Origin of the sequence: Bacillus nitratireducens, from assembly GCF_036320425.1 — a bacterium.
GTDB lineage: Bacteria > Bacillota > Bacilli > Bacillales > Bacillaceae_G > Bacillus_A > Bacillus_A nitratireducens.
Window position 1 is genome coordinate 433415 of sequence record NZ_JAUMJO010000004.1, and the last position, 21622, is coordinate 455036.

Sequence of the window (21622 nt, forward strand, 5' to 3'; positions counted from 1 at the left end):
GAGTATTATGAAGAAAATAATCGCTTTACTCTTAGGTATTGTTCTAATTATTTTTGCTTTTTTTCATTACAATAAAGAAAGTTTAGTTCAAAATGATAAATTGTTTGTTGAGGACTTTAAAGGTAAAAATGATTCATATAAAATTCAAGCAGCCATTAATAAAGCAGAATCAAGTAAAATTAAAACGGTTTTGCTCGATGATAAAAAATATAAAATTACTTCACCAATCATCGTTAAGCAAGGTGTTAAATTATTATTCGGTTATGGTACACAGTTTGTTGTTGAGGGAAACTTTAGGGTATTGGAACTAGAAAAAAATGCTTCGATTGAAGGAGCGTACATAGCTATTGATGATCCTAAATTTAATTCTGAAGTTATATATTTAGATGGTAAAAATAAGTATTATAACACTTGGAACAAAACACAAATAAAAGATATAAATATTATAAATTGGGCCGAAACAAATAAAGGAACAGGAATTTCTTTATTCACTGGTGAAAAAGAAAATGAAATCTCATTTATTAACTTCGAAAACATTAAAGTAGCAGGAATGGAAACAGGGTTAAAATTAGTAGCGAAAAAACCGAAATCTGGACATGCTTGGATAAATGCCAACCGTTTTATGAACTTCTCTCTAGAGGATTGTGTGAATATGATTTATATGGATAGTAATTTAACTACGCCAAATGAGATTAGCGGGAATCAATTTACAAATCTACAAATACAACCGTCAAGTAAAACAAAAAACATTTTAAGGGTAAGTGGACAGCATAACGAATTCAATGGAATGGTGTGGGATTTACAGAAAATTAATCACGAAAACGAACTCATTGAACTAACTGATAAGAGCATGAACACAGTAATTGAAATGTCCAGTGTACCAACAAATAGAGTTTTAGATAGCGGAAAAGCTAATATAGTAAAGTAATATTTTTATTTATGAATTCACTTCTAAGAAGCAGTTAGAAATAAAAATTCTAGACAGGAGATTCAATATGTGGAAAACAAATATTATCAAAACTACTAGAGGCAAGTTCGAGTATTTTGTGAAGGGAGAAGGTCCGCCTTTATGCGTTACACATATGTATAGCGAGTATAACGATAATGGAAATACTTTTGCAAACCCGTTCACTGATTTTTATAGTGTATATTTAGTTAATTTAAAGGGTTGTGGCAATTCAGATTTAGCAAATAACGATTCCGAATATAGTATGACGGAAACTGTTAAAGATTTAGAAGCGATTCGGGAAGCTTTATATATTAATAAATGGGGGATTGCTGGTCATTCGACAGGAGGGATGTTAGCTCTTGTATATGCGACTGAAGCACAAGAAAGTTTAACGAAAATAATTGTTGGTGGCGCGGCAGCGAGTATGGAATATGCATCTCATAAAGATAGTATATACTGTAGTGAAAATGAAAATTTTAATAGAATCGTATCAATTATGAATGCATTAAATGATGATAGTACATTACAAGAAGAAAGAAAAGCATTAAGTAGAGAGTGGGCACTTATGTCTTTTTATTCTGGAGAGAAGCTTGAAGAGGCATTAAAATTTCCGAATAGCGGAAAGACAGTTGGCAATCGGTTAAATTATTTTAGACAAGTTGAATATAAAAACTATGATGTTCGTCAGAAACTTGAATACGTAAAAATCCCAAGCTTTATATACTGTGGTAAGCATGATGCACAATGCCCCTACATATTTTCTCGTGAAATAGCAAATTTAATCCCGAACGCAGTATTAACTAAATTTGAAGAAAGTAATCATAATCCATTTGTTGAAGAAATAGACAAGTTTAATCAGTTTGTAAACAATACTTTATAATAAATAAAAGCGAATCTTTCTTCTATACAAGGGAGATTCGCTTTTTACTATAATTAGACTTTTCGCCACCAAGCATACCTAGGATAATCTTCAGATTTTAACGTAATAGATTCACCAATTTGTGGCGTTGTAATTTTAACTCCTAAACGTTCGGCTTCTTTCGTAACACGTTCTACTGGGTCACTCCATTCGTGTAAAGCTAATGTAAAAGCACCCCAATGAATCGGAAGAAGTAATTCTCCTTTAACATCAATATGAGCTTGTACCGTTTCTTCAGGCAACATATGAATAGCAGACCATCTCGCATCATATTGTTCACATTCCATTAAAGTAAGATCAAACGGACCGTATTTATTACCAATCTCCTTAAAGTGCGAAGCATAACCACTATCACCACTAAAGAAAATTTTAGTCTCTTGACCAAGAATAAGCCATGAACACCATAATGAACAATCTCTATCTGTCATACCACGTCCAGAGAAATGCCTTGCAGGCGCACAAACTAACTTAATATTATCAAGCATAATTTCGTCCCACCAATTATGCTCACTAATTTTACTAGGTGAAACACCCCATTTAATAAGATAACGCGCAACTCCAGTCGGAACATAAAAGTGCTTTGCACGATCTTTTAACTGCATAATACTTTTGTAATTCAAATGATCATAGTGATTATGCGAAATGATAATCGCATCAATTTCCTGAAGATCTTCACGTTCTAAAGAAAAAGCACCACTATAACGTTTACTATTAAAAACAGGGAATGGGGAAGAGGCATCGCCAAACATAGGATCTAGCAACAGTTTTTTACCTTCTATTTTTAAAAGAGAAGCAGAGTGACCAAACCATGTAACACTCTCTAAAGACTCATTATCTTTATTCGATAATACAATAGGTAAATTCTTTATAGGACGCAGCTTTGTTTTTATTTTAAAGTAATCAGACATTAAACCTATAATATCTTTTGGTTTAAAACTTACATCAGTATGAATTTGATTTATATATTTCTTTTTCATTCGTTCTCCTTTTTACGTTTAACAATATACGTATGTTGTTATTGTTGCTATTTGTATTTTAAACTATATCATTTTACCTTTCATCTTAAATGCAGTACTTTTCATTAATTTGACATATTTATTATTTGTATATTTAAAATGAATTTCATTTAGCAGCAGCTAAAACTAATATGAAGTAAATGTAAATTGTTTTAATTTAGTAAATCCCTTCTTATACGCAAAAAAGAACATATGTTTCGTTATATGTTATAGAAGCAAATATGTCTCTAAATAATAAAAAGGAAGGAGAATTTGTAAATGCAAGCAGAAAGAAATAAGAAGTCAAAATGTAAACTATCAAAATCTGAAATAATGCAGCTTTATGCAGAAGGGAAGAGTACCTCAGAAATCGCGATGCTTGCTAATGTGTCTGCAAGGTATATTCGTATGGTTTTAACAGACAATAACTTTCCAAGACGCTCTATAGGGAGTTGGAAGAGAAAGTATGACATAACAGAAGATTATTTTAAAACATGGTCAAATAACATGGCTTATATATTAGGGTTTATAGCAGCAGATGGTGTCATACAAAAAGAAAGTTACATTCTAGAAGATATAAAAAAAGAATTAAACACCAACCAGCCACTTTATCAAAATAAAAAAACAGGCGTATATATGCTAAACATTAATAGCAAAACAATAAAAGATGACCTTATGAACATACACGGAATCATGCCATGTAAATCATTTAACATTGAATTTCCTTTTGTACCAGAAGAATATTTACATCATTTTATTCGTGGGTATTTTGATGGGGATGGTTACGTCAATTATGAAACTTATACAGTCAGTTTTGTAGGTGGATCATATAATTTTATGAATTCTTTAAATCAAATACTACAAAATCACAATTTACCAGCCGATTTACTAGATCAAAATAAACATTATCGCGTCATTTTATCCGGAAGAAAATCAATACAACTATTTTCAAATTGGATTTATAAAGACAAAGATATTTATTTGCATAGAAAATATGAAGTATTTTAGAAAGAAAGTCTAAGTTTAGACCAATTACAAGATCGAAAACTAAAACAAACTGCCGTTAAACAAAGAAAACGAAATTTCCTTAAAGAATATATGAAAACTAAATGTAATGCTACAGCTTGTTCTAATTTAGAAATAAGTGAATCAACTTTTAAACGTTGGTTAAAAAATGATAATCAATTTAACAGAGAGTTTGAAAAGAGTAATTTGATAAATCCAACTAGCGATAACTATAGGTATTAACATAGCCATACTAAGGTTTTTAATTTGAAATCATTAAAGGATTCTTATTTTTATTTATAGAACATAGTAAATACATAGATTTTACAATTAAATTACTAAAAAAGGAGGGATTTTAAAATGCTTGCTAATTATATTCCGGAGAAAATACTTAAAACAACTTATGAGACAAAAATGATTTCATCAGGTGAAAATTATCCAACTTTAAAAATAAGCGGAACAAACCTTCAATATTTACTTGTAATGCTCCATCATGGAATTGAGTCAAATACTATAAAAACGAAGCTAAATTGGACGAACGAAGAATTCGAAAAACAAATACATGCATTAGAACTAGAAGGTTTATTGAAAAAGATAGGAGAGAGTTACTATCCAACGTGTATGGTTATAACAGCTACTGAAGGAGAAAAACTTTATAACCTATGTGAGCCTCTAATTAAACCTACACTTAACATAATTGAAAAGTATTCTAATCAAATTGATGCTATGTCTAAAAGAATCGAGACATTTAATCATTTATCTAAAGAATCGTATAGTCTTTTACTTTATAGCGGTGTGTTATTAGATTCTGGACAAATAATTAACATTGAAGAAAACTATTTAGAAACAGAACGGCCTTTGAGAAACAATAAAAGATATTATTATGCGATTCTAGAACAAGAACAAACAGACAAAGAGGCCTTTGGAATGTATGGTAATACGTATTTGGATTTAGGGGAATATCAAATTGGTCTTTATGGAAACACTCGATATACAACTTTGAATTTAATAACTGCGAATAAAGAAACGTTTGAAGAATATTTTCACGATGCTATTATGGATATTAATTATACGAAAAAGCAATTAGTTGAAAATTTTGTAGCAGTAGATAGACAAGTAGACTTAAATTTAAATGTATTATACGAAGAATTAGGCTTATATAAAAATTCACAACCTGTTATCCCAGTGTTTACAGCCGCAGACTTATCTATACTTAACGAAATCGCGAACACGGTCAGTGAAGATTTGATTTTATTATGTAAAGAAAATGAGAAGCCTTTAAAAGAATACTTTGCAAGCAGCAGATACTCAAAAGAAATAACTTACGAAGAATTTTTTATTTGGTGGTATCACTTTTTCTATACAAAAGTAACTGAAGAATTAATTAAACACGGCGTAATTAAAATCAGTTCCCAAAAGGATCAGTCATATATAATGTATTAAACTATACGTATAGAATTTAAACTTCACATATGTAGCAGGAGGATATATGTATGACTGTTTTATGCTTAGTTAGACACGGGGAAACTGAATGGAATGCTATTGGAAAGCTCCAAGGCCACGAGAATATTGAGCTAAATAAAAACGGTAAACAACAAGCCGAAAGATGCGGTTTGTATTTGCGTGAAAAACAATGGGATATAATTATTTCTAGCCCTTTATCAAGAGCTAAGCAAACAGCTGAAATCATAAATACGTACATGTTAACATCAGTAAACATAATTGAAATGGAGAATTTTATAGAACGTGATTATGGCATGGCTTCAGGATTAACGACAGAAGAGCGGACGAAAATGTTTCCAAAACGTAATTATAAAAATCAAGAACCAAGAGAACTACTAAAAGCAAGAATTATAACCGGTTTAAATATAATCCTGAAAAAATACCCAGATAGTAATGTTATTTTAGTTACTCATAGTGCCGTTATAAACACAATTCTTGCTCTTATATCAAATAATGAAATTGGATCAGGAAAAACAAAACTTTTTACGGCCTGTATAAGTAGCATTTATTATCATCAAGAACAATGGAAAATACGTGAGTATAACAAAATTGACCATTTATAAACAAATAATAAAAATAAATATACAGAAAATACGATATTGAAGGAGAGAAGAGCCATGCAAAAGAAATTTATCAATCCAGAAACAATGCCAGCAACTTTTGGATACTCACATGTAGTTGAAGTTAGTGACGCTAAACGAACAATTTACATATCTGGACAAGTAGCGATCAATACCGATGGTCAAATAGTTGGCATTGATGATTTAGCTACACAAACGCGACAAGTATTCGAAAATATTAAAAGCGCATTAGAAACTTCGGAATTAAATTTTAATGATGTAGTAAAATTAACATTTTTCTTAACAGATATTTCTCAAATGGCCATTGTTAGAAATGTTCGAGATCAATACATTGATACTAAAAATCCACCAGCAAGTTCAGCTGTAGAAGTTAGAAAATTAATTAACGATAACTTATTAATTGAAATCGAAGCAATTGCTGTAGCAAACTAATTTTAAAAACTTATTCGTAATCATATCAATACAATTCGTTTAATGCATTCATTTTAAACGAATTGTATTTTTTATTGTCTTAAATATCATTTATATCTGGAGACATTATCATCAACAACTTATAAAACAACAACAAAACAAATAACCACACAAATCCATCACACAGAATGAATCCAAAGAAAAGGGGAGTCTAACAACTTCAATTTACATATAATAAGTTTATTACTTTTTGCTAGTTAACATAATATATATTATAGGTAGTTGTAGAAACAAAGTAATCTCAGGTATCAAAAACCAAGTAAACTATACTTAATGAGACGAAACAGGGATTTTTAGTGAGATTCACACAAAATCATATCTAAATGGATTTCTACAGTTTTTACCGTTTATTTTGCTATAAATTAATCACAGCAAATCTTAATCGATTATTGTTTAAGATTTAACGAATTGAAATCATTTTTGATTGGCAAGAATTTTTTATGCGAAATATTTTTTGCTATATAAAATACAAATTAATAATTTTATTTTATGTGTTACTTTATAAATTTATTGCTATTTACACACGTTTACAACTTTACATTATTTGTTGTTATTTCTGTTATTTACGCTTGACTTTTATTGCACTTATCGTTTCAAATCTTAGTTAACATAACGTTTATTTTTCAACATAAAAAAATCTCCCTCACCTTTAGGAAGATTTTTTAGCTTGCTAATATTTCATTTATATTTATTTAGTAACAATCCCAATTGTATATAACATTGGAAAAATCTAGATTTAACAAATCGTCTTTCTTTATAAAGAAATTAGCAACACCCGAATCTCCCCACATAATATTTAATGAATCGTCTGTATCGATTTGCAGCAATAATATATTATGTTGCTGGTACTTTTCTTCCCATTCCCTTGGATCTGTCTGTGTGAAAAATGGATAACCACCAATTTTATGTCCTTGATCTTTACATAAATCATCATACAGTTCGCCTAATTCTATGTTGTTTTCTTCATCAACGATTTCTTCCCAATCAATGTCATCGCTTATAATCTTTTCAAATCGATAATCTCTTAATGTTACTGGTTGATAACCCACTTCAAACTTTAGTTTCGCTGCTTCAGGTATGATAAAGTCATCTAATTCTAAAGTGTTTAAATAACTAAAATCAGTAATAACCTTATTTAAATCTTCTATAATTGTAGAATGATAAATAAGTCGAAAGTCATTTTGTCTTGTTAGATGATCAAAATCTGCTCCGAAAAGCTCATCATCAGCACTTACGAAAAATTGTAACATTCCCTTTTGAGGCATATATTCAACATGCGGCATTTCTTCAAAGTTTAACTGCGCAAGTAACATCATAGGTTGTCCATTTAAGTCTTTAGGATGCTCTTGGCTTATAGGTAAATACGGATAACCACCAAATTTGCTCTCAAAAAGAGTTGTCTCTGCTTTCGTTCCAGACACTTCAATATACGGTTTCACACTTTCTTCTAAAATACTACGATACTGCTCTAGTTCTTTCGGAATTTGAAGTTGATACGTATTCTTCATCACATTTTCCTCCCTTTAAAAGTGAATTAAAAATGCCTTTCTTAATTATATAGCAAGAGATAGATTTATTGAAAATCGTTAAAAATCCGTTTTCACCCTTGTTTTTTGCGCACTTGGTGGACAAATTAAATTATGTTCTGAAACCTTTTTATTAATAATTCGAATTAAATTCGCTGCTTCTGCGCTATTTGTTGTTTCTTTTAGAGTTTCTTTTAAAACATCGATTTCCTTTGAAAGTTCAATCCATTTAGGCAAAACATGATTATTTTTCAAAGTTCTATAAAGTTGTTTTTCTGGATTGTACGAAAGTTCTTTATCTAGGTTTAGAGGTTTCCCTTTACCAGGTAAATCATTAAAAACCCCTTTCTTTTCTGCTTGCTTTATGATTGAGCTAATATGGTCTTCATAAGTAAATGACCAAACCTTTTCATCTTTAACTAAAATTTCTTGTTTTTCAAGGTTTTTATCTAGTTCATCTTGATTCATAGATTCATTCCCCTTTTCATTTTTTAGCGTTGTTTTTGTATGTTTCAATGTTATCAATCCATCAAATAACTTTTCTCGCTACCACACACTGTCATGTCCGCCTCGAAACTCTTCGTAAGTAGATTTGTACCCTTTTCCTTTTAAAGCTTTGTACAGGTGCCTATTAGCCGTTAAAAGAGGTTTGTTTTCGAGTTCTCCTGTTGCTATGTAAAAATGAGGTTGACTCGTATTGGAATCTATAGTTGAAATTTTATTTTCAATCCAAGGAATTTTATTTTCATAACCATCTTTTTTCCAATGAACGGATCCAGACATTGACAACACGTTCCCGAAAATGTGTGGATTTTGAACTGCTACATAACAAGCTGCTAAGCCACCAAGACTGAAACCGGCAATTGTTGTATGTTTCGCTTCTTGATGCACACGATACTTCGACTGAATCCATGGAAGTAATTCCTCCGTTAAAAATGCATTCATTTTATCGTTATAAGTTAGCTCTTCTAGCCGATTAACTGATTCTATAGCAACAGCAATACAAGTTGGGATTTCTTTTGCGTGAATTAAATAATTGAGTGTTCTTTCGATTGAAAGGTTATTAATGAATGAATTCCCATCAAATACAATGAGAAGTTCTTGAAGATGTGAAGTGTGAGAATAATCATGAGGCGTATAAATATGAATTTTACGTGTGTTATTTAAAATCGTACTATGAAAAGAATATGTTTCAATTTTTCCGGATGGATAATGGTTTGAATGAAAACGACTGCTATACTGCACTTCCATTCCTATGTTTAACACAGACGCTTTATTGGCACCTTCTCCAAATGTATTTTCATTAAATTGGTCTAGTTCGTACTGTTCACTACGCTTTATCCAATCATTTTCGAAAACATCGTTTACTGAAAAATAGTACGTTGAAATAAAACTCTTATCCGTCCTAAACGTTGCATACCAAATATCTGTCTGTAACAATTGTTTTAATTGATTTACAGACAGATCCCAACCAGGAAAACTTCCGAATACATAAACGTTTTCAGTGTTTAGGTCCCCTAACCAAATATACGTTATAAGCTTATACTGACTATCTACAGGACATTGTTCTATTAGTGGCGTATTATTCGACTTTATTTCATGCAAAAAAGTATAAAAAGCTTTCTCGCTTCCATTCTTTAATTGATTATTAAGCTCCTCTAACTTAGGACTAATTATTGAAGTCACCCATCTTCCTCCTTTGTATTTCTTTCTTTTCACTAAATTGCTTTTATAAAATTAGGATTAGGATGTTTTGTATTTAGATGAGTTATTTATGAGCTATTTATCAGAAAGTTTATCAATTGCCTGAATAGAAAGTTCCAACGCTTTTATCCGTCTTGTTAAAAGTGTTTTTTGAGGACTACCAGCTTTAGACTTATCATAGGCCCTCTCGATTGATGGAAGCAAACCAGCAAGGACATTACGAGCTTCTGCTAACTCTTCTTGACTATATTGATGACTTTCTTGATTCCAAATGTTTTCTAGCACTGCTAACCCTACGCAAACAGCATTAAGTCTTTTTTTCACTAATGTAGTATTTGCACCTTTTTGAGTCATTTGTGATAGTGCATTTTCAAGTTTACGGATTGTTGACTGTAAAGATTTTATTGATTCCAATTTATCTATATTTGATACGTTTTCCATGTTAATGTTGTCCCTTCTCACTTATTTTGTTTAATGTTTGATAAAATAAGTACTTGATTTCACTCGAAATATTTTAACATAATTAACTAAATATATTCGAGATGGACAATAAATTAAAGGAAAACGGTCGCTAAACATCTCTCCCTCCCTTGCATCATTCTATATGTACTTCTTTCTTCGTATTAGAATCCCTATATAAACAAGGTATTAAAATTGTAGTTTTTATGAACATAAAAACGCACAAGCAATGTAACTTGTACGTTTTTATTTTTATTCAGTAAGATAATACAGTAATAGTTTCCGGACCTTCTCATAATTCATGAAATCTCTATATAAAATGGGATACTTCACAATTTCTGTTTCTATAAAACGATATTGCGGAAACCATTCATAAAATGATTTCCTTAGCCACTTTATTTGATCAAACACAATCTCCTTTTCGTTGTTATTAAGTACGTAACTTAAAGTACCTGCTGTATGCATCCAATAATAATTTAAATCAGCGTTTATACAGTCCTCATCTGTAAATTTACTTTTTAAGTCTCGTTGCAATTTTCCTGTAGCACGATACGGAAACGGTTTATGCAGCGAGCTATGCATTTTCTGCAATTCATTAAAAATAATCTTTTTTCCTAATATCAACTTCTCCCCCTTTATTTCTCTATCCAACTTAATAATTTTTCATAATGATATTGAGCATCTGTATAGCCAAGGTTATATAGATTAACTAGTTTTTCTTTATTTCTTTCTATTCCGCTTATAGGAAGTTGTACGCTAGGTTGAATGACATAAAAGTTGTCTTTTTGTTCTATTTGATTCATATACGATATCGTCTCATTATAAAAACGATAATGTTCTACTAAAGATTCTGCGATATTCGGATATTTTCTATATAAAATTTTAGCCAGGCCTGAAAATTTGTTTCGCTGCTTCTCATACCCTCCTGGCTTTGTCATAATAACGACGTTCTTTTGATAACCATCAGTTTGAGCTTTTAAAACTGGTATAGGATCTATAATCCCTCCATCTAACAATTTTCGATTATCATAATCTACAGCAGGCGCTATAAATGGGACAGAGCTTGATGCACGAATGATTTTTAAAATATCATTTCCGTGTTCTATTTTATTGTAATAAACTGCTTTTCCTGAATCGCAATCAGTCGTTCCTATTACAAACTGTTCATTTGAGTTTAAGAAAGTTTGAAAATCAAATGGGACAATTTTGTTTGGTACTTCATCAAATAAAAAATCCATTCCAAATAATTCACGTTTTCTAATTAAGTTTCGATAAGATATATACCTGTGATCTGCTACTAGCTCTGTATTTACTTTCTTATTTCTTCCTTTTTGACGTGATAAATAGGTTGCGCCCATACACGCTCCAGCGGATACACCGACTACATACGGAAAGAATAAGTCCCTTTCCATAAAATACTCGAGTACTCCTGCAGTATATAATCCTTTCATCCCGCCGCCTTCTAATACTAAACCGATATTCTTCATGCTTAATCCCTCTACTTCTGTTTTCTTACTTACATGTTAGCACAAGATTTTAGGATGAGGTTATATAAAATAGTTGCAATAATAACAAAAAACTATTAAAGCAATGTCATAAACTCTTAGTCATTCGCGTGGTACAATATAAGAAACTCATTCCACATATTATAAAGGAGGAATTTCTTATGGGTTTATTTAGTGGTATTTTAGGAAACGCATCAAATGCGAGTACAGAAAGTGTAGAACGTGATTTAGAGAAGATTATGCTAGACGATGAGAAAGTTGAGCATGCTTATAAATTAATTCGTGATTTAATTGTATTTACAAATCGCCGTCTTATTTTAGTAGATAAACAGGGGATATCAGGTAAAAAAACAGAGTATCATTCTATTCCTTATAAAAGCATTACACAATTCAGCATTGAAACAGCCGGGCATTTTGATTTAGACGCTGAGCTTAAAATTTGGATATCTAGTTTGAGTACGCCGATTACAAAAGAATTTAAAGGTGACGATAGTGTTTTAAGCATTCAAAAAGCGTTAGTAACATATACGACAAAATAACGCACTTTTGTATTTTTATTCACTTTCAAAATTACTAACCCGAAGATTTTGGAAGAATATACATTATTTTTGTATATTTAATCCCAAATAACATAAAAAGGTAAAGCGTTTTTTAAATGCCTTACCTTTCTTTTTTGTAATAAACAAGTGTAGTTTTATCATTTAATTTCTTTATTACTTTTGTTCTTTTATAACCCATCTTTTCGTATAGAAAACAATTTCGTTCTTCCTCTAAAATTGTAGCAAGCTCCCAAGTTGTTATTTCTGGAAACATCTCCTCGATTAAAATTAATACTTTTTGAGCAATTCCATTCCCTTGATATTTTGGAAGTATAAACATCGGGCTTATCCAAAATTTAAATACTTCATCTTTACGGGATATACAAATTGCTCCGACAAGATTCGTATTTTCTATAATTTTATAGAATCCGCTGTCCGGATTATTTATCCTTAAAATAGTTTTTTCAATAGATTCTTTTGCTGGATTTGTTTCATAGTCTTTATATTTATTTAATAAAGGGCTAAATGAGTCTATTTGCATTTGAAATAAAACTTCTGCATCATTTTCTGTCGCCTTCTCTAAAGTAATCTCCATGTTACCAATTTAGTCGATTTCTTAATGAAGTGATATGAGCTGTATGATGACGTCCGTGCCATGCATATAGTCCAATTGCAGCAGCAAGTTTTGTTTCCCCAGTATCTGGATGGTTAAATGTCTTTTCTAAATCTTCAACTTCTAGAGAATATAAAAGGTTCACCCATCTTTTATGTAATGAATCTAGCATTACTAGTGAAACATCTACTGGTAATTTAGAATCAGGTAGTTCTGCCCACTTTTCTTCTTTATATGGTTTAATAGTTGGATTCTTTTCTGTTAGTGCTAATTTAAAGCGTATGTAGCTATTCATATGGCTATCAACAACATGATGAACTACTTGACGAACCGTCCATCCACCAACTCGATACGGTGTGTCTAACTGCTTCTGATCTAAATCTTTGATTGCTTTTGTTAGTTCATTAGGTAAATCTTCAATTTCTTGAATCCATGTATCAATCATTTCTTCAGTTATAGGACGTTTGTATGTAAATTGGCCAATTGGATAACGTAAATCATTCATGTATAAGTCCCCCTTATTATAAGCGCGAAGTATTTCTCCAAATATAATGTACAAACTTCACATGTTCTCCGTTTAATTCTACAGAAGCTGTATCTGTTTCGTTATGATAAGAAGAAAATCCGCTTTTTTCTAGTACAATTTGTGATGCGAGATTATTTGTAGTTGTTTTAGCGTGAACCTCATTAATTTCATTATTTTTCGCCACGTCTAAAACTAGTTTTACAGCTGCTTTTGCAACTCCTTTTTTTGTAAACTTTTCTCCGACTCGATAACCTAACGAACTGCTTCGAGTTTCCGTATCTATATCTACTAAATTTATTCGTCCTACAATCTCTTTTTCTTCATTACGAATTAAATAAAAATAAGAATCTCCATCCGCCTGTTCTATTAATAAATCGTCTAGTAGTTTTTGGAAATATTCAAAATCAAAATATTGCGAGCCGCGATTTGGTACCATTGTTTCAAAAAAAGATTTATTCGTAAGTTCAAACGTAAATAAATCTTTAGCATCGTGTTTCTTTAATTGTTCTATGTATACTTTCATCTCGATTACTCCTTCTATATCTACTAACTGTTATATATTCTTTTTTATCGATTAATCTCCTGCTATTTCTTTCGCTTCAGTAACACAGCAAATAGCACTTTCGGATGAAATAGGTGAAATGGACTACGAATTAAATTCATCACTCTTACTAATCGAATATAAACGTCAGAGTCAGTTGCAGATAGTTGATATATTTGTTTCGTATACCATAGCTGAAATTTTTGCTTTATCGTTAATTCTCTTTTTAACTGAGGATGACGTGATATTTCCGTTGTAGTCATTTCCCAAGGAGTTTGTATGATATTCGCAGTCTTCTTATAAAACTGTTGTGTAAATGTTTTATCGAGATCTTTTCTATCTTGTAGTAGTAATTGCAACTGGTAAGCTTCCATAGCCGCAACTGAAACACCTTGCCCGAAAACAGGATCAAAACGACAATGTGCATCCCCAACTACTAACAATCTTTCGGGTAGATTATTTACTAAATCAAATCGCCGACGTACTTGATAAGGAATTTTGTATGTCTTTATATCAGTAATTCCCTCAGCTTTGTTTAGAAAATCTGTCACATTTGGGATTGATAGATTTTCAGCGAAATCATAAAACTCATCATCTGTTTGAGGTGCTTTCTCATTTGCATATCCGCTGAAAGTAACAAAATAACGATTATCCTCAATCGTTTGAATAAGAACACCATACGGATTATCAGGGAAACTTGGAGACATTAGCATATTACAGCAGTCTAATTTCTCATTTTCTTTGAGTTTAAACATTCTAGTTGCGTAAAATAAATCGATACGCACCTTTTCTTCTTGTACCTCAATATCGTATTCTCGTAACCACCCTATACTTTTTGAACCGAATCCACTGGCATCAACTACGATATCTGCTTGAATCTCTTCTTGCGTGCCAGTCTCTAAACATTTAGCTTTTACTCCACATATTTTGTTAAACTTTCCATCTACTAATAACCCTTCAACCAATGTTCCAAACTGTGTTGTAATATTTGAAATTAGATCAATTCGTTTTTGAATATGCCATTCAAGTAAAAGCCTACTTTGTTGAATCATATGCACTTCTCCTATGAATGGTTGTTTCCATAAGCCAAATTGATGCCATTTTAAATCACGAGTAAAGTTATTTACGATACTACCCGCTTCAATTAGTTCATTAGTGATAGTAGGAAACAATTCCTCAATTGCTTTTTCTCCACCTTTTAATAACACATGAGGATGATTACTTTGTGGAACTCTTTTACGCGTGTCTATTCCGTTCCATTCTTCTCCGGCCTCTAAAATGATTACTTCTTCAAAAGTAGTTGATAATGCTTTTGCTGCAAGTTTTCCTGCTATACTTCCGCCAATAACGATAGCCTTATTAAACATATTTTCCCCCTTAATGAAAAAAGACCCTGCCTTGTATGAATGAAACAGGATCTTAACTACATTGCTTCTTTATCATTATAATTAAAATACATGAGTGAATTGCAACGTTAAAATTAAAATACCTAATCCCCATACGTAATACGCGAATACTTTTAAGGAATGACGTTTTAAATATTGAATCATCCATGAAACTGCTATGTAACCAAAGAACGCTGCTGATAACGTTCCGACAATTAAAGGTGTACTAGAGATTGATTCTGCTTTCCCTTGATAAACATCTGCTAATTGCAAAATGATAGCTCCAACAATGGCTGGAGTTGATAATAAAAAAGAAAAGTAAGCAGCCGTTTCACGGTCTAGCTTCCTCCATAATGCAGCGACGATTGTCATACCAGAACGGGAAATTGCAGGGAAAATTGCAGCCGCTTGAAATGAACCGATGATAAATGCATCTTTATATGTAATGTCATCCATTTTTTTACGACCATTCTTTTGTTTATCTGCCATGTAGAGAAAGAAACCTGTCACTAAAAACTCCCATCCAATCGTAATACCTGTTTTTGAAATATCTTCAAAGAAGTCTTTAAATAACAATCCGATTACAACTGCAGGTATCGTCCCAACAATAAGCAATAACATTAGTTTTGAAAATGGATTTTTAATTAAGTATATAAATTCCTTTTTGTAATAAATAAACACTGCAAGCAAAGTCCCAATATGCAGCATCGTATCTAAAAACAATCCTGCTTCATCTAATTGAAACAAATGCCTACCTAAATAAAGATGCCCTGTACTACTTATCGGTAAAAATTCTGTTAAACCTTGTATGATCCCTAATATAAAAGCTTCTAACCAATTCATGATGGTCCCCTTTCTCGTTTGCTTGTACCAATATATGAAGGTTCAATTTTCGATATGAAAAAAACTATATTTCTCTATGAATTTACTTTTATTTTATGGATATATATGTAAAAAGGAGTGAGGAGGGTTACTATGTGGCAACATACGAAATTCGGCAATGTATTACTGTGGGCAGGACCTATCCTTGTGTTTATAGGGTTATGTATGACAAATGTTATTTCAGATATCCCTTTTTTTGAAGGAAAACATAGAACGCTTGGAATTATAATTTTATTTATAGGGCTTTTCTGTTTAATTGCTGCTAATCATTTTAAAAAAGGAGAAAGAAATGAAGAATGAAACACAAAAAAACAATCCCAGTATATGTGCTAGGATTGTTTTTTGTTACTTATTTATAGAACACTTTATCAACGTTATATTTTGCTTTATATTCATTAATAATGTAAGTTTCGTAAATTTCTCTTTCTGTTGGATCTTCTACGATACATGCATCGATGCGGTATACTTCATCACGATGATTTTTGATTGGTGAAACATTGTCTTCAAAATGCTTTTTAATACGTTGTCTAATTTTACGAGCTTTACCTACGAAAAGAAGTTCGTCATTAATATTGAAAAACATAAAAATGCCGCCTTTATCTCTAGGGAACAAGTGGAAATCGATAAAACCGTTAATCGGAGTAATTAATGGCTCGTCTCCTTTAATAACTTGTTTACGTTCAGTAATTGAAACATCAGCTTCAGGAATATTAATTTTAATCAAGTTCATTCACGTCCTCTTTTATTATAAAGATAAATAATAGCATAAGTATGTAAGAAAAGCTATGTTAAGAGAGATATTTCATTTTATAATTCAAATATTATAGGTATATCATGTAAACTTTTTTTCCAAATCATATGATCGTTTGATTCGCCCCAATAATCCTTCAGCACATAACTAGGTTTTCCAAACTTTTTTGTCCATATACTTTGTGCTTTTTTGTATCCACTATCTAAACAGCACTCAGTTATTCCTCTGCTAAGTAATGTAAGATACATTGTATTTAGTAGTAAACTCCCTACACCTTTTCTTTGATACTCCGGAAGTATAAATACAGTTCCTATTTCATACAAATCCTTAAGTACACTGTCTGTACAACTATTAATCAATGTACTTGCTGGACCGATTTCAATTGTTCCAATGATTTTATCGTTACTTGTATCTATCGCTAATAAAAAGTAACGACTTTCTCCGTTACTCTCCAAATCATTTTTCAAATACTGTTTTTTCGTTTTAATTTCATTTTCTATGTCATCTAATAACTGTGATAACCCTTCATTTTTAAATGTATCAGTAATAACAAGACGAAAAAACAAATGTAGTTCATCTAAATCATCCGAATTTGGCCTTCTAATGTTAACGTTATTCACGACTTGAATCTCCAATCTTTAAAAATATATGAGAAATTGTTAATACCATACTTTATATACTCTATTCAACATTATTCTACAAAGGCCTGCATAGATCCAGCAGTATAAAAAACTCAGTATAAATATTAATGTAATAGCTTTTATATCCATAATTGTATGAACAGTAGGACCAAGTACTGGAAAGCGGAATATATCGAGAACGATCATAATCCCTATAAGTAGACATATCGCCGAAAAGGAAACAACCCAAATCCTTCTCTTGAATTGTATAAAAGATACTCCTAACACTATACCTAATAAGCCTGTAGTAAAGGGAAAAACAATAAGTTCACTTGGCTCAATAATGAATAATAGGAAAATAGTAAGAATATAAGAGAGTATTCCCTCACGAATAGAATAACAAATAGCTAGAAAAATCGGCAGCGTCGCAAAAGGACTAATAAATAACCCGATACCAGGGATTAAGTTCCCCGCAGATTGAAAAATAGCAGCAAGTGAACCGAGTAATGCTGTAATGACTAACCTACTTGCAGGAGTCATCCTTCTTTTATAAACTAAGTTCACATCATGTGATATCATCAATTGATACCAATAGCTTCTAAAGCGATTCATCAAATTACCCCCTAAAGAGACCTAATTCACCACTTATTATTTTTATTCATATACGTATTGATTATATTTTACTTTCTGATTGTTAGGAATCACTATACAATAGATGTTTATCCATAGAAGGTTTTTAAAAGGCGCTAAATCATGCGTTTGAAAAAGTATGAATTCCATATATTTTTAGACTAAGAGTTTATACCGTATTAAGGAACAATTTCAAAAATAGTACCTTTGTTAAAATCCGTTACTTTCATTGATCCATAAACTCCTAAATATAATCTAGTTTGATCTAAGTTTGTTCCCAAACTCATATAATAAGCTGCTTGAGCACCAAAATCATAATTGGTTTCAATAACATGAAAATCATTACGTTTCCCGTCTATAGCTGCTCTAGTAAAAGCTAACATTCCCTTTACTGGAGATTGAGATTGTTCTTTCTTAGCAAGATCTGTAAACACGACACTACCAGCTAAATTTTGAATTGCAGTTCCCATATATGGCTGGACTCCTGTAAGTGAAGTTCCTCCAAATTTATCTAGTCTGGAATCTTTATGAAAATAACTAATTAGAGGCTGAATACGCCTCACTGACGTTTGAATTGTTTCATTATAATAAGCCATTGTTCTCTCATCCAATGTCTGATTCTCAGAACAGTGCCTTATAAAAGACGTAGGGAATTCCCCTTCCCATCCTCGCCAACCAAAATTAATAAATCCATCTTGATTGGTAGTGGATCGCATTACATGCGTTTGAACAAGTTCGGTAACCGGCATTGGTTTATAATGAGTAAACGAAAAAATGGACTCTACTATATCTTGTCCGACATTTCCGGCATATTTGATATATTGATTATAAAACCTTTGGAATGAAATACCTGTTATATTACGAACCCCTTTCGCAATTACCGTAAGCGTTTCTTGTATAGATAATGGAAACTCATTAAAGCGCGTAACTACTGGAGGGTTATTTATAAATGTATTTTTACTTACATCGATTTCAATTATTTTACCAGCTATTTCTAAATCATCCTGGCTTAGATTAAATGGATCATAACCCGATCCACCATCTCCATTTGTAAAAACAAGTTTTCCAGTCTCGGGTGAAAAGTTTAAACTATTAACACCGTTATGATTAAAAAATGGCCGTTTTATGTTAAGTAATGTTCTTCGTTTTTGAGGTTGACCGTTTGATTGTAAAATCCATTCTTCAATTGTATCAATATGATCATATTGGGTATCTCTATTTGTCCACTTTAAATTTAAAGTTTTCGGGTCACAAGGATTCGGTTTAAATTGTTCTGTAAGTGCACCTGGTCCTTGAGTCCCAACCATTGAATAATGGAGATAAAATAAGCCATTATGATTAAATTGCGGATGAAACGCTAGTCCTAGCAATCCGCGTTCATCATAACCGCTACTAGAAACACCTTCTTCAAACGTGCCTAATTTAATAATTCGCGGACTAATATTTAAAAATGTTTTTATTACACCGTCTCCTATATAAAAAATCTCTCCTAATTGGGTTGCAATAAATAGTCTTTCAGCCGATTCACCTGGAAGTATGGCTGTTTTTATTACAGTTGGTAAATTTATGTTATGAATGACTGGCCGTAAACTAACCTTAATTTTTGTCAACTTACTTTACACCCCTTTAATTGCGTTTTATTAAAAGAGTATGATTAGAACTGTTCGATTAGTATTCAATTAGGGACTAGGGCATTGAATACTATTTCTGACTGCGCTGCTTTTCTTGCTTCTCCATATAACTACGCATCCGTCGCATATATTCAGGTGCGTCCATTGGATTCTCTACGATCATTTCAATTATACAGAGTCTTTTGGCGCTTTCCTTTTCAGCATGGATTATAGCCTGATCAAGCTCTCCATAGGTCCGGACCGTAACGGTAAACGCGTTACCTCCAAAAGCTTCTGCCAGCTTGGTGTAAGACCATCGAGGGATTTGGTTGTACTTTTGATTCTCTGTTTTGACATTTAAATATCTCTCGATTGTATAACCATCGTTGTTCAAAACAAAGATTATAGGCTTGCAGCCGTAATAGAGCATAGAACTGATTTCCTGTGCCGTTAGCTGCAGGGCACCGTCACCTGTAAACACCAATACCCGGCGTTCCGGCGCGGCCATAATAGCACCAAACGCCGAAGGGATTGCGTAACCGATGGACTGCCATCCACCTTGTCCAATATATGTTACATTACCCGGCAGTCTTACCTCTCCCATTCCATAATAAAACGTTCCGGTCTCGGCGATTACAATATCCCCCTCTTTCAGCATGCGCTGAAAACGCGGATAATAGCCGTCTGCCATTAGAGGTCCGTCGGCAATAGTTGTGAATTGCTCATAAGGGAATGACAATTTTTTTGTCAAACCTTTGCCCGTATAACCCACCTTCTGAACGGCAAGTAGCATGTCGGCTGCAAGAACATTCGGATATTCCGCCTCAGCGATTTTAACTATATCTGGTTGAATATTGACAGTTATCAGCGGGTTCAGCTTTGCGGTAAAACTTGCGGTGTTTGTGTCCGCCCATACCATGCCAATCGCAATGATACAATCTGCATTCTCCACCGTACTTTGGACTTCAGTCCTCCCGAAAGAGCCTAGATACATTCCGATATAATTTGGATGGGTCTCATCGAATCCTCCCTTCCCGTACATCATCGTTACAACAGGCACATTCATTGCATCGGCCAGTTGCCGAGTTGCTGTCTGAAGGCCGAAACGCATCGTTTTCACATCCACCAAGATAACTGGCCGGTTGGCACGTTCCAAAAGCGGACGGACATGATTCACTGCAGCCTGAAGGGTATTAGGGTTGGATGTTGGACGTGGTGGTACCGGTTCTGTCCAAACTTTAATCGGCTTGGTCACTAAATCATTAGCCACAACCAGGTATACAGGCTTTTTCTTTTCCTTAGCAATGCGAATCGCAGTCTGAATTTCAATCTTGGCATTTTCCGGCGTAAGCACCGCGGTATATGCCGTAATCTGCTCATACACCTTGCGAAAAACGTCAAAATTTCCATCCATTAAGGTGTGATGCATCAGCTTATGCTCTTTTTGATCCTTCTCAGGAGACGCACCCACAATGTGTATTATTGGTACATGTTCGCTGTTGGCTCCCGCTATCGCATTGCATGCGCTGAGCTCTCCGACCCCAAATGTCGTAATAAGAGCCGATATTCCTTTGATTCTTGCATAGCCATCTGCAGCGTAGCCCGAGTTTAGTTCGTTTCGTCCTTCTATAAAACGGATGCCGTTATAACACTCCAAAGTATCAAGTAGTGTAAAATTATAGTCCCCTGCGACACCAAAAATTTCGGTAATGCCCTCGAGTTTCAGACAATCGAACAAATACTGGCCAACCGTTTTTGGAGCAGGTCCCCTTTGTAAACCAAAGTTGCCCGTATTAATCATGTTGTCCATCGCTTGCTCACTCCTTATCTATTTCTTGGGCTTGTTCTGTTTTATAGTACCCTTTTTGATAATGCCCATTAATTAAACCGATTATCCGTTGGGCAATA

Annotated in this window: 23 protein-coding genes and 2 pseudogenes; 8 read left to right on the forward strand and 17 right to left on the reverse strand. The window is 32.7% G+C overall.

Annotation, left to right across the window (positions count from 1 at the left end; genetic code table 11):
• Positions 1-7 precede the first annotated feature (7 nt).
• Together Q3V31_RS17840 and Q3V31_RS17845 are read left to right on the forward strand one after the other, a co-directional pair.
• Positions 8-928, forward strand: coding sequence for a hypothetical protein (locus Q3V31_RS17840; RefSeq protein ID WP_000719882.1), 921 nt, complete (start codon positions 8-10; stop codon positions 926-928).
• Positions 929-995: 67 nt separating this feature from the next.
• On the forward strand, positions 996-1829 hold the full coding sequence (locus tag Q3V31_RS17845) for an alpha/beta fold hydrolase (protein ID WP_090813480.1): 834 nt from the start codon (positions 996-998) through the stop codon (positions 1827-1829).
• Positions 1830-1882: 53 nt separating this feature from the next.
• Here Q3V31_RS17845 and Q3V31_RS17850 read toward each other — a convergent pair whose 3' ends face one another.
• Positions 1883-2845: an MBL fold metallo-hydrolase gene (locus tag Q3V31_RS17850; RefSeq protein ID WP_329765681.1), complete on the reverse strand. Its 963-nt coding sequence runs from the start codon at positions 2843-2845 to the stop codon at positions 1883-1885.
• A 297-nt stretch (positions 2846-3142) separates the two neighbouring features.
• On the opposite strand from Q3V31_RS17850, the pseudogene Q3V31_RS17855 reads away from it, so the two are divergent.
• The 4 genes and pseudogenes from Q3V31_RS17855 to Q3V31_RS17870 all read left to right on the forward strand — a co-directional run bounded on the left by Q3V31_RS17855 (position 3143) and on the right by Q3V31_RS17870 (position 6384).
• Positions 3143-4111 (forward strand): annotated as a pseudogene (locus Q3V31_RS17855) (LAGLIDADG family homing endonuclease).
• Positions 4112-4228: 117 nt separating this feature from the next.
• Positions 4229-5311, forward strand: a complete 1083-nt coding sequence (locus Q3V31_RS17860) for a hypothetical protein (protein WP_090813477.1) — start codon at positions 4229-4231, stop codon at positions 5309-5311.
• A 50-nt stretch (positions 5312-5361) separates the two neighbouring features.
• A complete protein-coding gene (locus tag Q3V31_RS17865; RefSeq protein WP_016129548.1) occupies positions 5362-5934 on the forward strand; it encodes a histidine phosphatase family protein in 573 nt (190 codons plus the stop codon).
• A gap of 54 nt (positions 5935-5988) precedes the next feature.
• Entirely contained in the window at positions 5989-6384 is a 396-nt protein-coding gene (locus Q3V31_RS17870) for a RidA family protein (protein WP_090813475.1), read from the forward strand.
• 731 nt (positions 6385-7115) lie between these two features.
• On the opposite strand, the gene Q3V31_RS17875 is transcribed toward Q3V31_RS17870, so the two are convergent.
• The 6 genes from Q3V31_RS17875 to Q3V31_RS17900 all read right to left on the reverse strand — a co-directional run bounded on the left by Q3V31_RS17875 (position 7116) and on the right by Q3V31_RS17900 (position 11599).
• Positions 7116-7931 (reverse strand): YwqG family protein, encoded by an 816-nt coding sequence (locus tag Q3V31_RS17875; protein ID WP_090813474.1) that lies wholly within the window; start codon positions 7929-7931, stop codon positions 7116-7118.
• 78 nt (positions 7932-8009) lie between these two features.
• Positions 8010-8417 carry a DnaJ family domain-containing protein gene (locus Q3V31_RS17880; RefSeq protein WP_090813473.1) on the reverse strand — a complete coding sequence of 136 codons (408 nt, stop codon included), beginning with the start codon at positions 8415-8417 and terminating at the stop codon, positions 8010-8012.
• Positions 8418-8495: 78 nt separating this feature from the next.
• On the reverse strand, positions 8496-9635 hold the full coding sequence (locus tag Q3V31_RS17885; RefSeq protein WP_329765682.1) for an alpha/beta hydrolase: 1140 nt from the start codon (positions 9633-9635) through the stop codon (positions 8496-8498).
• A gap of 93 nt (positions 9636-9728) precedes the next feature.
• A complete protein-coding gene (locus Q3V31_RS17890) occupies positions 9729-10094 on the reverse strand; it encodes a hypothetical protein (protein ID WP_000432665.1) in 366 nt (121 codons plus the stop codon).
• Between the two features lie 270 nt (positions 10095-10364).
• Entirely contained in the window at positions 10365-10736 is a 372-nt protein-coding gene (locus tag Q3V31_RS17895) for a YxiJ-like family protein (protein ID WP_000600383.1), read from the reverse strand.
• A gap of 11 nt (positions 10737-10747) precedes the next feature.
• Positions 10748-11599 (reverse strand): patatin-like phospholipase family protein, encoded by an 852-nt coding sequence (locus Q3V31_RS17900; RefSeq protein WP_000789305.1) that lies wholly within the window; start codon positions 11597-11599, stop codon positions 10748-10750.
• A gap of 179 nt (positions 11600-11778) precedes the next feature.
• On the opposite strand from Q3V31_RS17900, the gene Q3V31_RS17905 reads away from it, so the two are divergent.
• Complete coding sequence (locus tag Q3V31_RS17905; RefSeq protein WP_000522461.1) at positions 11779-12156, forward strand: PH domain-containing protein; 378 nt, start codon at positions 11779-11781, stop codon at positions 12154-12156.
• Positions 12157-12277: 121 nt separating this feature from the next.
• Here the strand turns inward: Q3V31_RS17905 and Q3V31_RS17910 are convergent.
• From Q3V31_RS17910 to Q3V31_RS17930, 5 genes and pseudogenes are all read right to left on the reverse strand, one after another.
• A pseudogene (locus Q3V31_RS17910) lies at positions 12278-12751 on the reverse strand (GNAT family N-acetyltransferase); the annotation flags it as partial.
• Position 12752: 1 nt separating this feature from the next.
• Positions 12753-13274 carry a YfiT family bacillithiol transferase gene (locus tag Q3V31_RS17915; RefSeq protein WP_000999074.1) on the reverse strand — a complete coding sequence of 174 codons (522 nt, stop codon included), beginning with the start codon at positions 13272-13274 and terminating at the stop codon, positions 12753-12755.
• A gap of 16 nt (positions 13275-13290) precedes the next feature.
• On the reverse strand, positions 13291-13818 hold the full coding sequence (locus tag Q3V31_RS17920) for a GNAT family N-acetyltransferase (protein ID WP_090813470.1): 528 nt from the start codon (positions 13816-13818) through the stop codon (positions 13291-13293).
• A gap of 62 nt (positions 13819-13880) precedes the next feature.
• On the reverse strand, positions 13881-15203 hold the full coding sequence (locus tag Q3V31_RS17925) for an FAD-dependent oxidoreductase (RefSeq protein WP_090813469.1): 1323 nt from the start codon (positions 15201-15203) through the stop codon (positions 13881-13883).
• A gap of 81 nt (positions 15204-15284) precedes the next feature.
• The gene (locus Q3V31_RS17930; RefSeq protein ID WP_001104270.1) at positions 15285-16064 is read right to left on the reverse strand and encodes an undecaprenyl-diphosphate phosphatase; all 780 of its coding nucleotides are present in this window, start codon (positions 16062-16064) and stop codon (positions 15285-15287) included.
• Between the two features lie 132 nt (positions 16065-16196).
• Between Q3V31_RS17930 and Q3V31_RS17935 the strand changes: the two genes are divergently transcribed.
• Positions 16197-16403 carry a hypothetical protein gene (locus tag Q3V31_RS17935; RefSeq protein WP_000267716.1) on the forward strand — a complete coding sequence of 69 codons (207 nt, stop codon included), beginning with the start codon at positions 16197-16199 and terminating at the stop codon, positions 16401-16403.
• Positions 16404-16452: 49 nt separating this feature from the next.
• Here Q3V31_RS17935 and Q3V31_RS17940 read toward each other — a convergent pair whose 3' ends face one another.
• The 5 genes from Q3V31_RS17940 to Q3V31_RS17960 form a co-directional block, all read right to left on the reverse strand.
• On the reverse strand, positions 16453-16833 hold the full coding sequence (locus Q3V31_RS17940; RefSeq protein ID WP_001048945.1) for a nucleotide excision repair endonuclease: 381 nt from the start codon (positions 16831-16833) through the stop codon (positions 16453-16455).
• A gap of 77 nt (positions 16834-16910) precedes the next feature.
• Positions 16911-17474, reverse strand: coding sequence for a GNAT family N-acetyltransferase (locus Q3V31_RS17945; protein WP_329765683.1), 564 nt, complete (start codon positions 17472-17474; stop codon positions 16911-16913).
• A 39-nt stretch (positions 17475-17513) separates the two neighbouring features.
• Positions 17514-18086, reverse strand: coding sequence for a YybS family protein (locus tag Q3V31_RS17950; RefSeq protein WP_001079054.1), 573 nt, complete (start codon positions 18084-18086; stop codon positions 17514-17516).
• Positions 18087-18283: 197 nt separating this feature from the next.
• The gene (locus Q3V31_RS17955) at positions 18284-19714 is read right to left on the reverse strand and encodes a PQQ-dependent sugar dehydrogenase (RefSeq protein ID WP_090813467.1); all 1431 of its coding nucleotides are present in this window, start codon (positions 19712-19714) and stop codon (positions 18284-18286) included.
• A gap of 91 nt (positions 19715-19805) precedes the next feature.
• Positions 19806-21524 carry an alpha-keto acid decarboxylase family protein gene (locus tag Q3V31_RS17960; RefSeq protein ID WP_090813466.1) on the reverse strand — a complete coding sequence of 573 codons (1719 nt, stop codon included), beginning with the start codon at positions 21522-21524 and terminating at the stop codon, positions 19806-19808.
• Positions 21525-21622 lie beyond the last annotated feature (98 nt).

Bases quoted from the DNA above. Each gene is read 5' to 3' on its own strand.
- Q3V31_RS17840 (WP_000719882.1), top strand. From the start codon at position 8: ATGAAGAAAATAATCGCTTTACTCTTAGGTATTGTTCTAATTATTTTT.
- Q3V31_RS17845 (WP_090813480.1), top strand. From the start codon at position 996: ATGTGGAAAACAAATATTATCAAAACTACTAGAGGCAAGTTCGAGTAT.
- Q3V31_RS17850 (WP_329765681.1), bottom strand. From the start codon at position 2,845: ATGAAAAAGAAATATATAAATCAAATTCATACTGATGTAAGTTTTAAA.
- Q3V31_RS17860 (WP_090813477.1), top strand. From the start codon at position 4,229: ATGCTTGCTAATTATATTCCGGAGAAAATACTTAAAACAACTTATGAG.
- Q3V31_RS17865 (WP_016129548.1), top strand. From the start codon at position 5,362: ATGACTGTTTTATGCTTAGTTAGACACGGGGAAACTGAATGGAATGCT.
- Q3V31_RS17870 (WP_090813475.1), top strand. From the start codon at position 5,989: ATGCAAAAGAAATTTATCAATCCAGAAACAATGCCAGCAACTTTTGGA.
- Q3V31_RS17875 (WP_090813474.1), bottom strand. From the start codon at position 7,931: ATGAAGAATACGTATCAACTTCAAATTCCGAAAGAACTAGAGCAGTAT.
- Q3V31_RS17880 (WP_090813473.1), bottom strand. From the start codon at position 8,417: ATGAATCAAGATGAACTAGATAAAAACCTTGAAAAACAAGAAATTTTA.
- Q3V31_RS17890 (WP_000432665.1), bottom strand. From the start codon at position 10,094: ATGGAAAACGTATCAAATATAGATAAATTGGAATCAATAAAATCTTTA.
- Q3V31_RS17900 (WP_000789305.1), bottom strand. From the start codon at position 11,599: ATGAAGAATATCGGTTTAGTATTAGAAGGCGGCGGGATGAAAGGATTA.
- Q3V31_RS17905 (WP_000522461.1), top strand. From the start codon at position 11,779: ATGGGTTTATTTAGTGGTATTTTAGGAAACGCATCAAATGCGAGTACA.
- Q3V31_RS17915 (WP_000999074.1), bottom strand. From the start codon at position 13,274: ATGAATGATTTACGTTATCCAATTGGCCAATTTACATACAAACGTCCT.
- Q3V31_RS17920 (WP_090813470.1), bottom strand. From the start codon at position 13,818: ATGAAAGTATACATAGAACAATTAAAGAAACACGATGCTAAAGATTTA.
- Q3V31_RS17925 (WP_090813469.1), bottom strand. From the start codon at position 15,203: ATGTTTAATAAGGCTATCGTTATTGGCGGAAGTATAGCAGGAAAACTT.
- Q3V31_RS17930 (WP_001104270.1), bottom strand. From the start codon at position 16,064: ATGAATTGGTTAGAAGCTTTTATATTAGGGATCATACAAGGTTTAACA.
- Q3V31_RS17935 (WP_000267716.1), top strand. From the start codon at position 16,197: ATGTGGCAACATACGAAATTCGGCAATGTATTACTGTGGGCAGGACCT.
- Q3V31_RS17940 (WP_001048945.1), bottom strand. From the start codon at position 16,833: ATGAACTTGATTAAAATTAATATTCCTGAAGCTGATGTTTCAATTACT.
- Q3V31_RS17950 (WP_001079054.1), bottom strand. From the start codon at position 18,086: ATGAATCGCTTTAGAAGCTATTGGTATCAATTGATGATATCACATGAT.
- Q3V31_RS17960 (WP_090813466.1), bottom strand. From the start codon at position 21,524: ATGGACAACATGATTAATACGGGCAACTTTGGTTTACAAAGGGGACCT.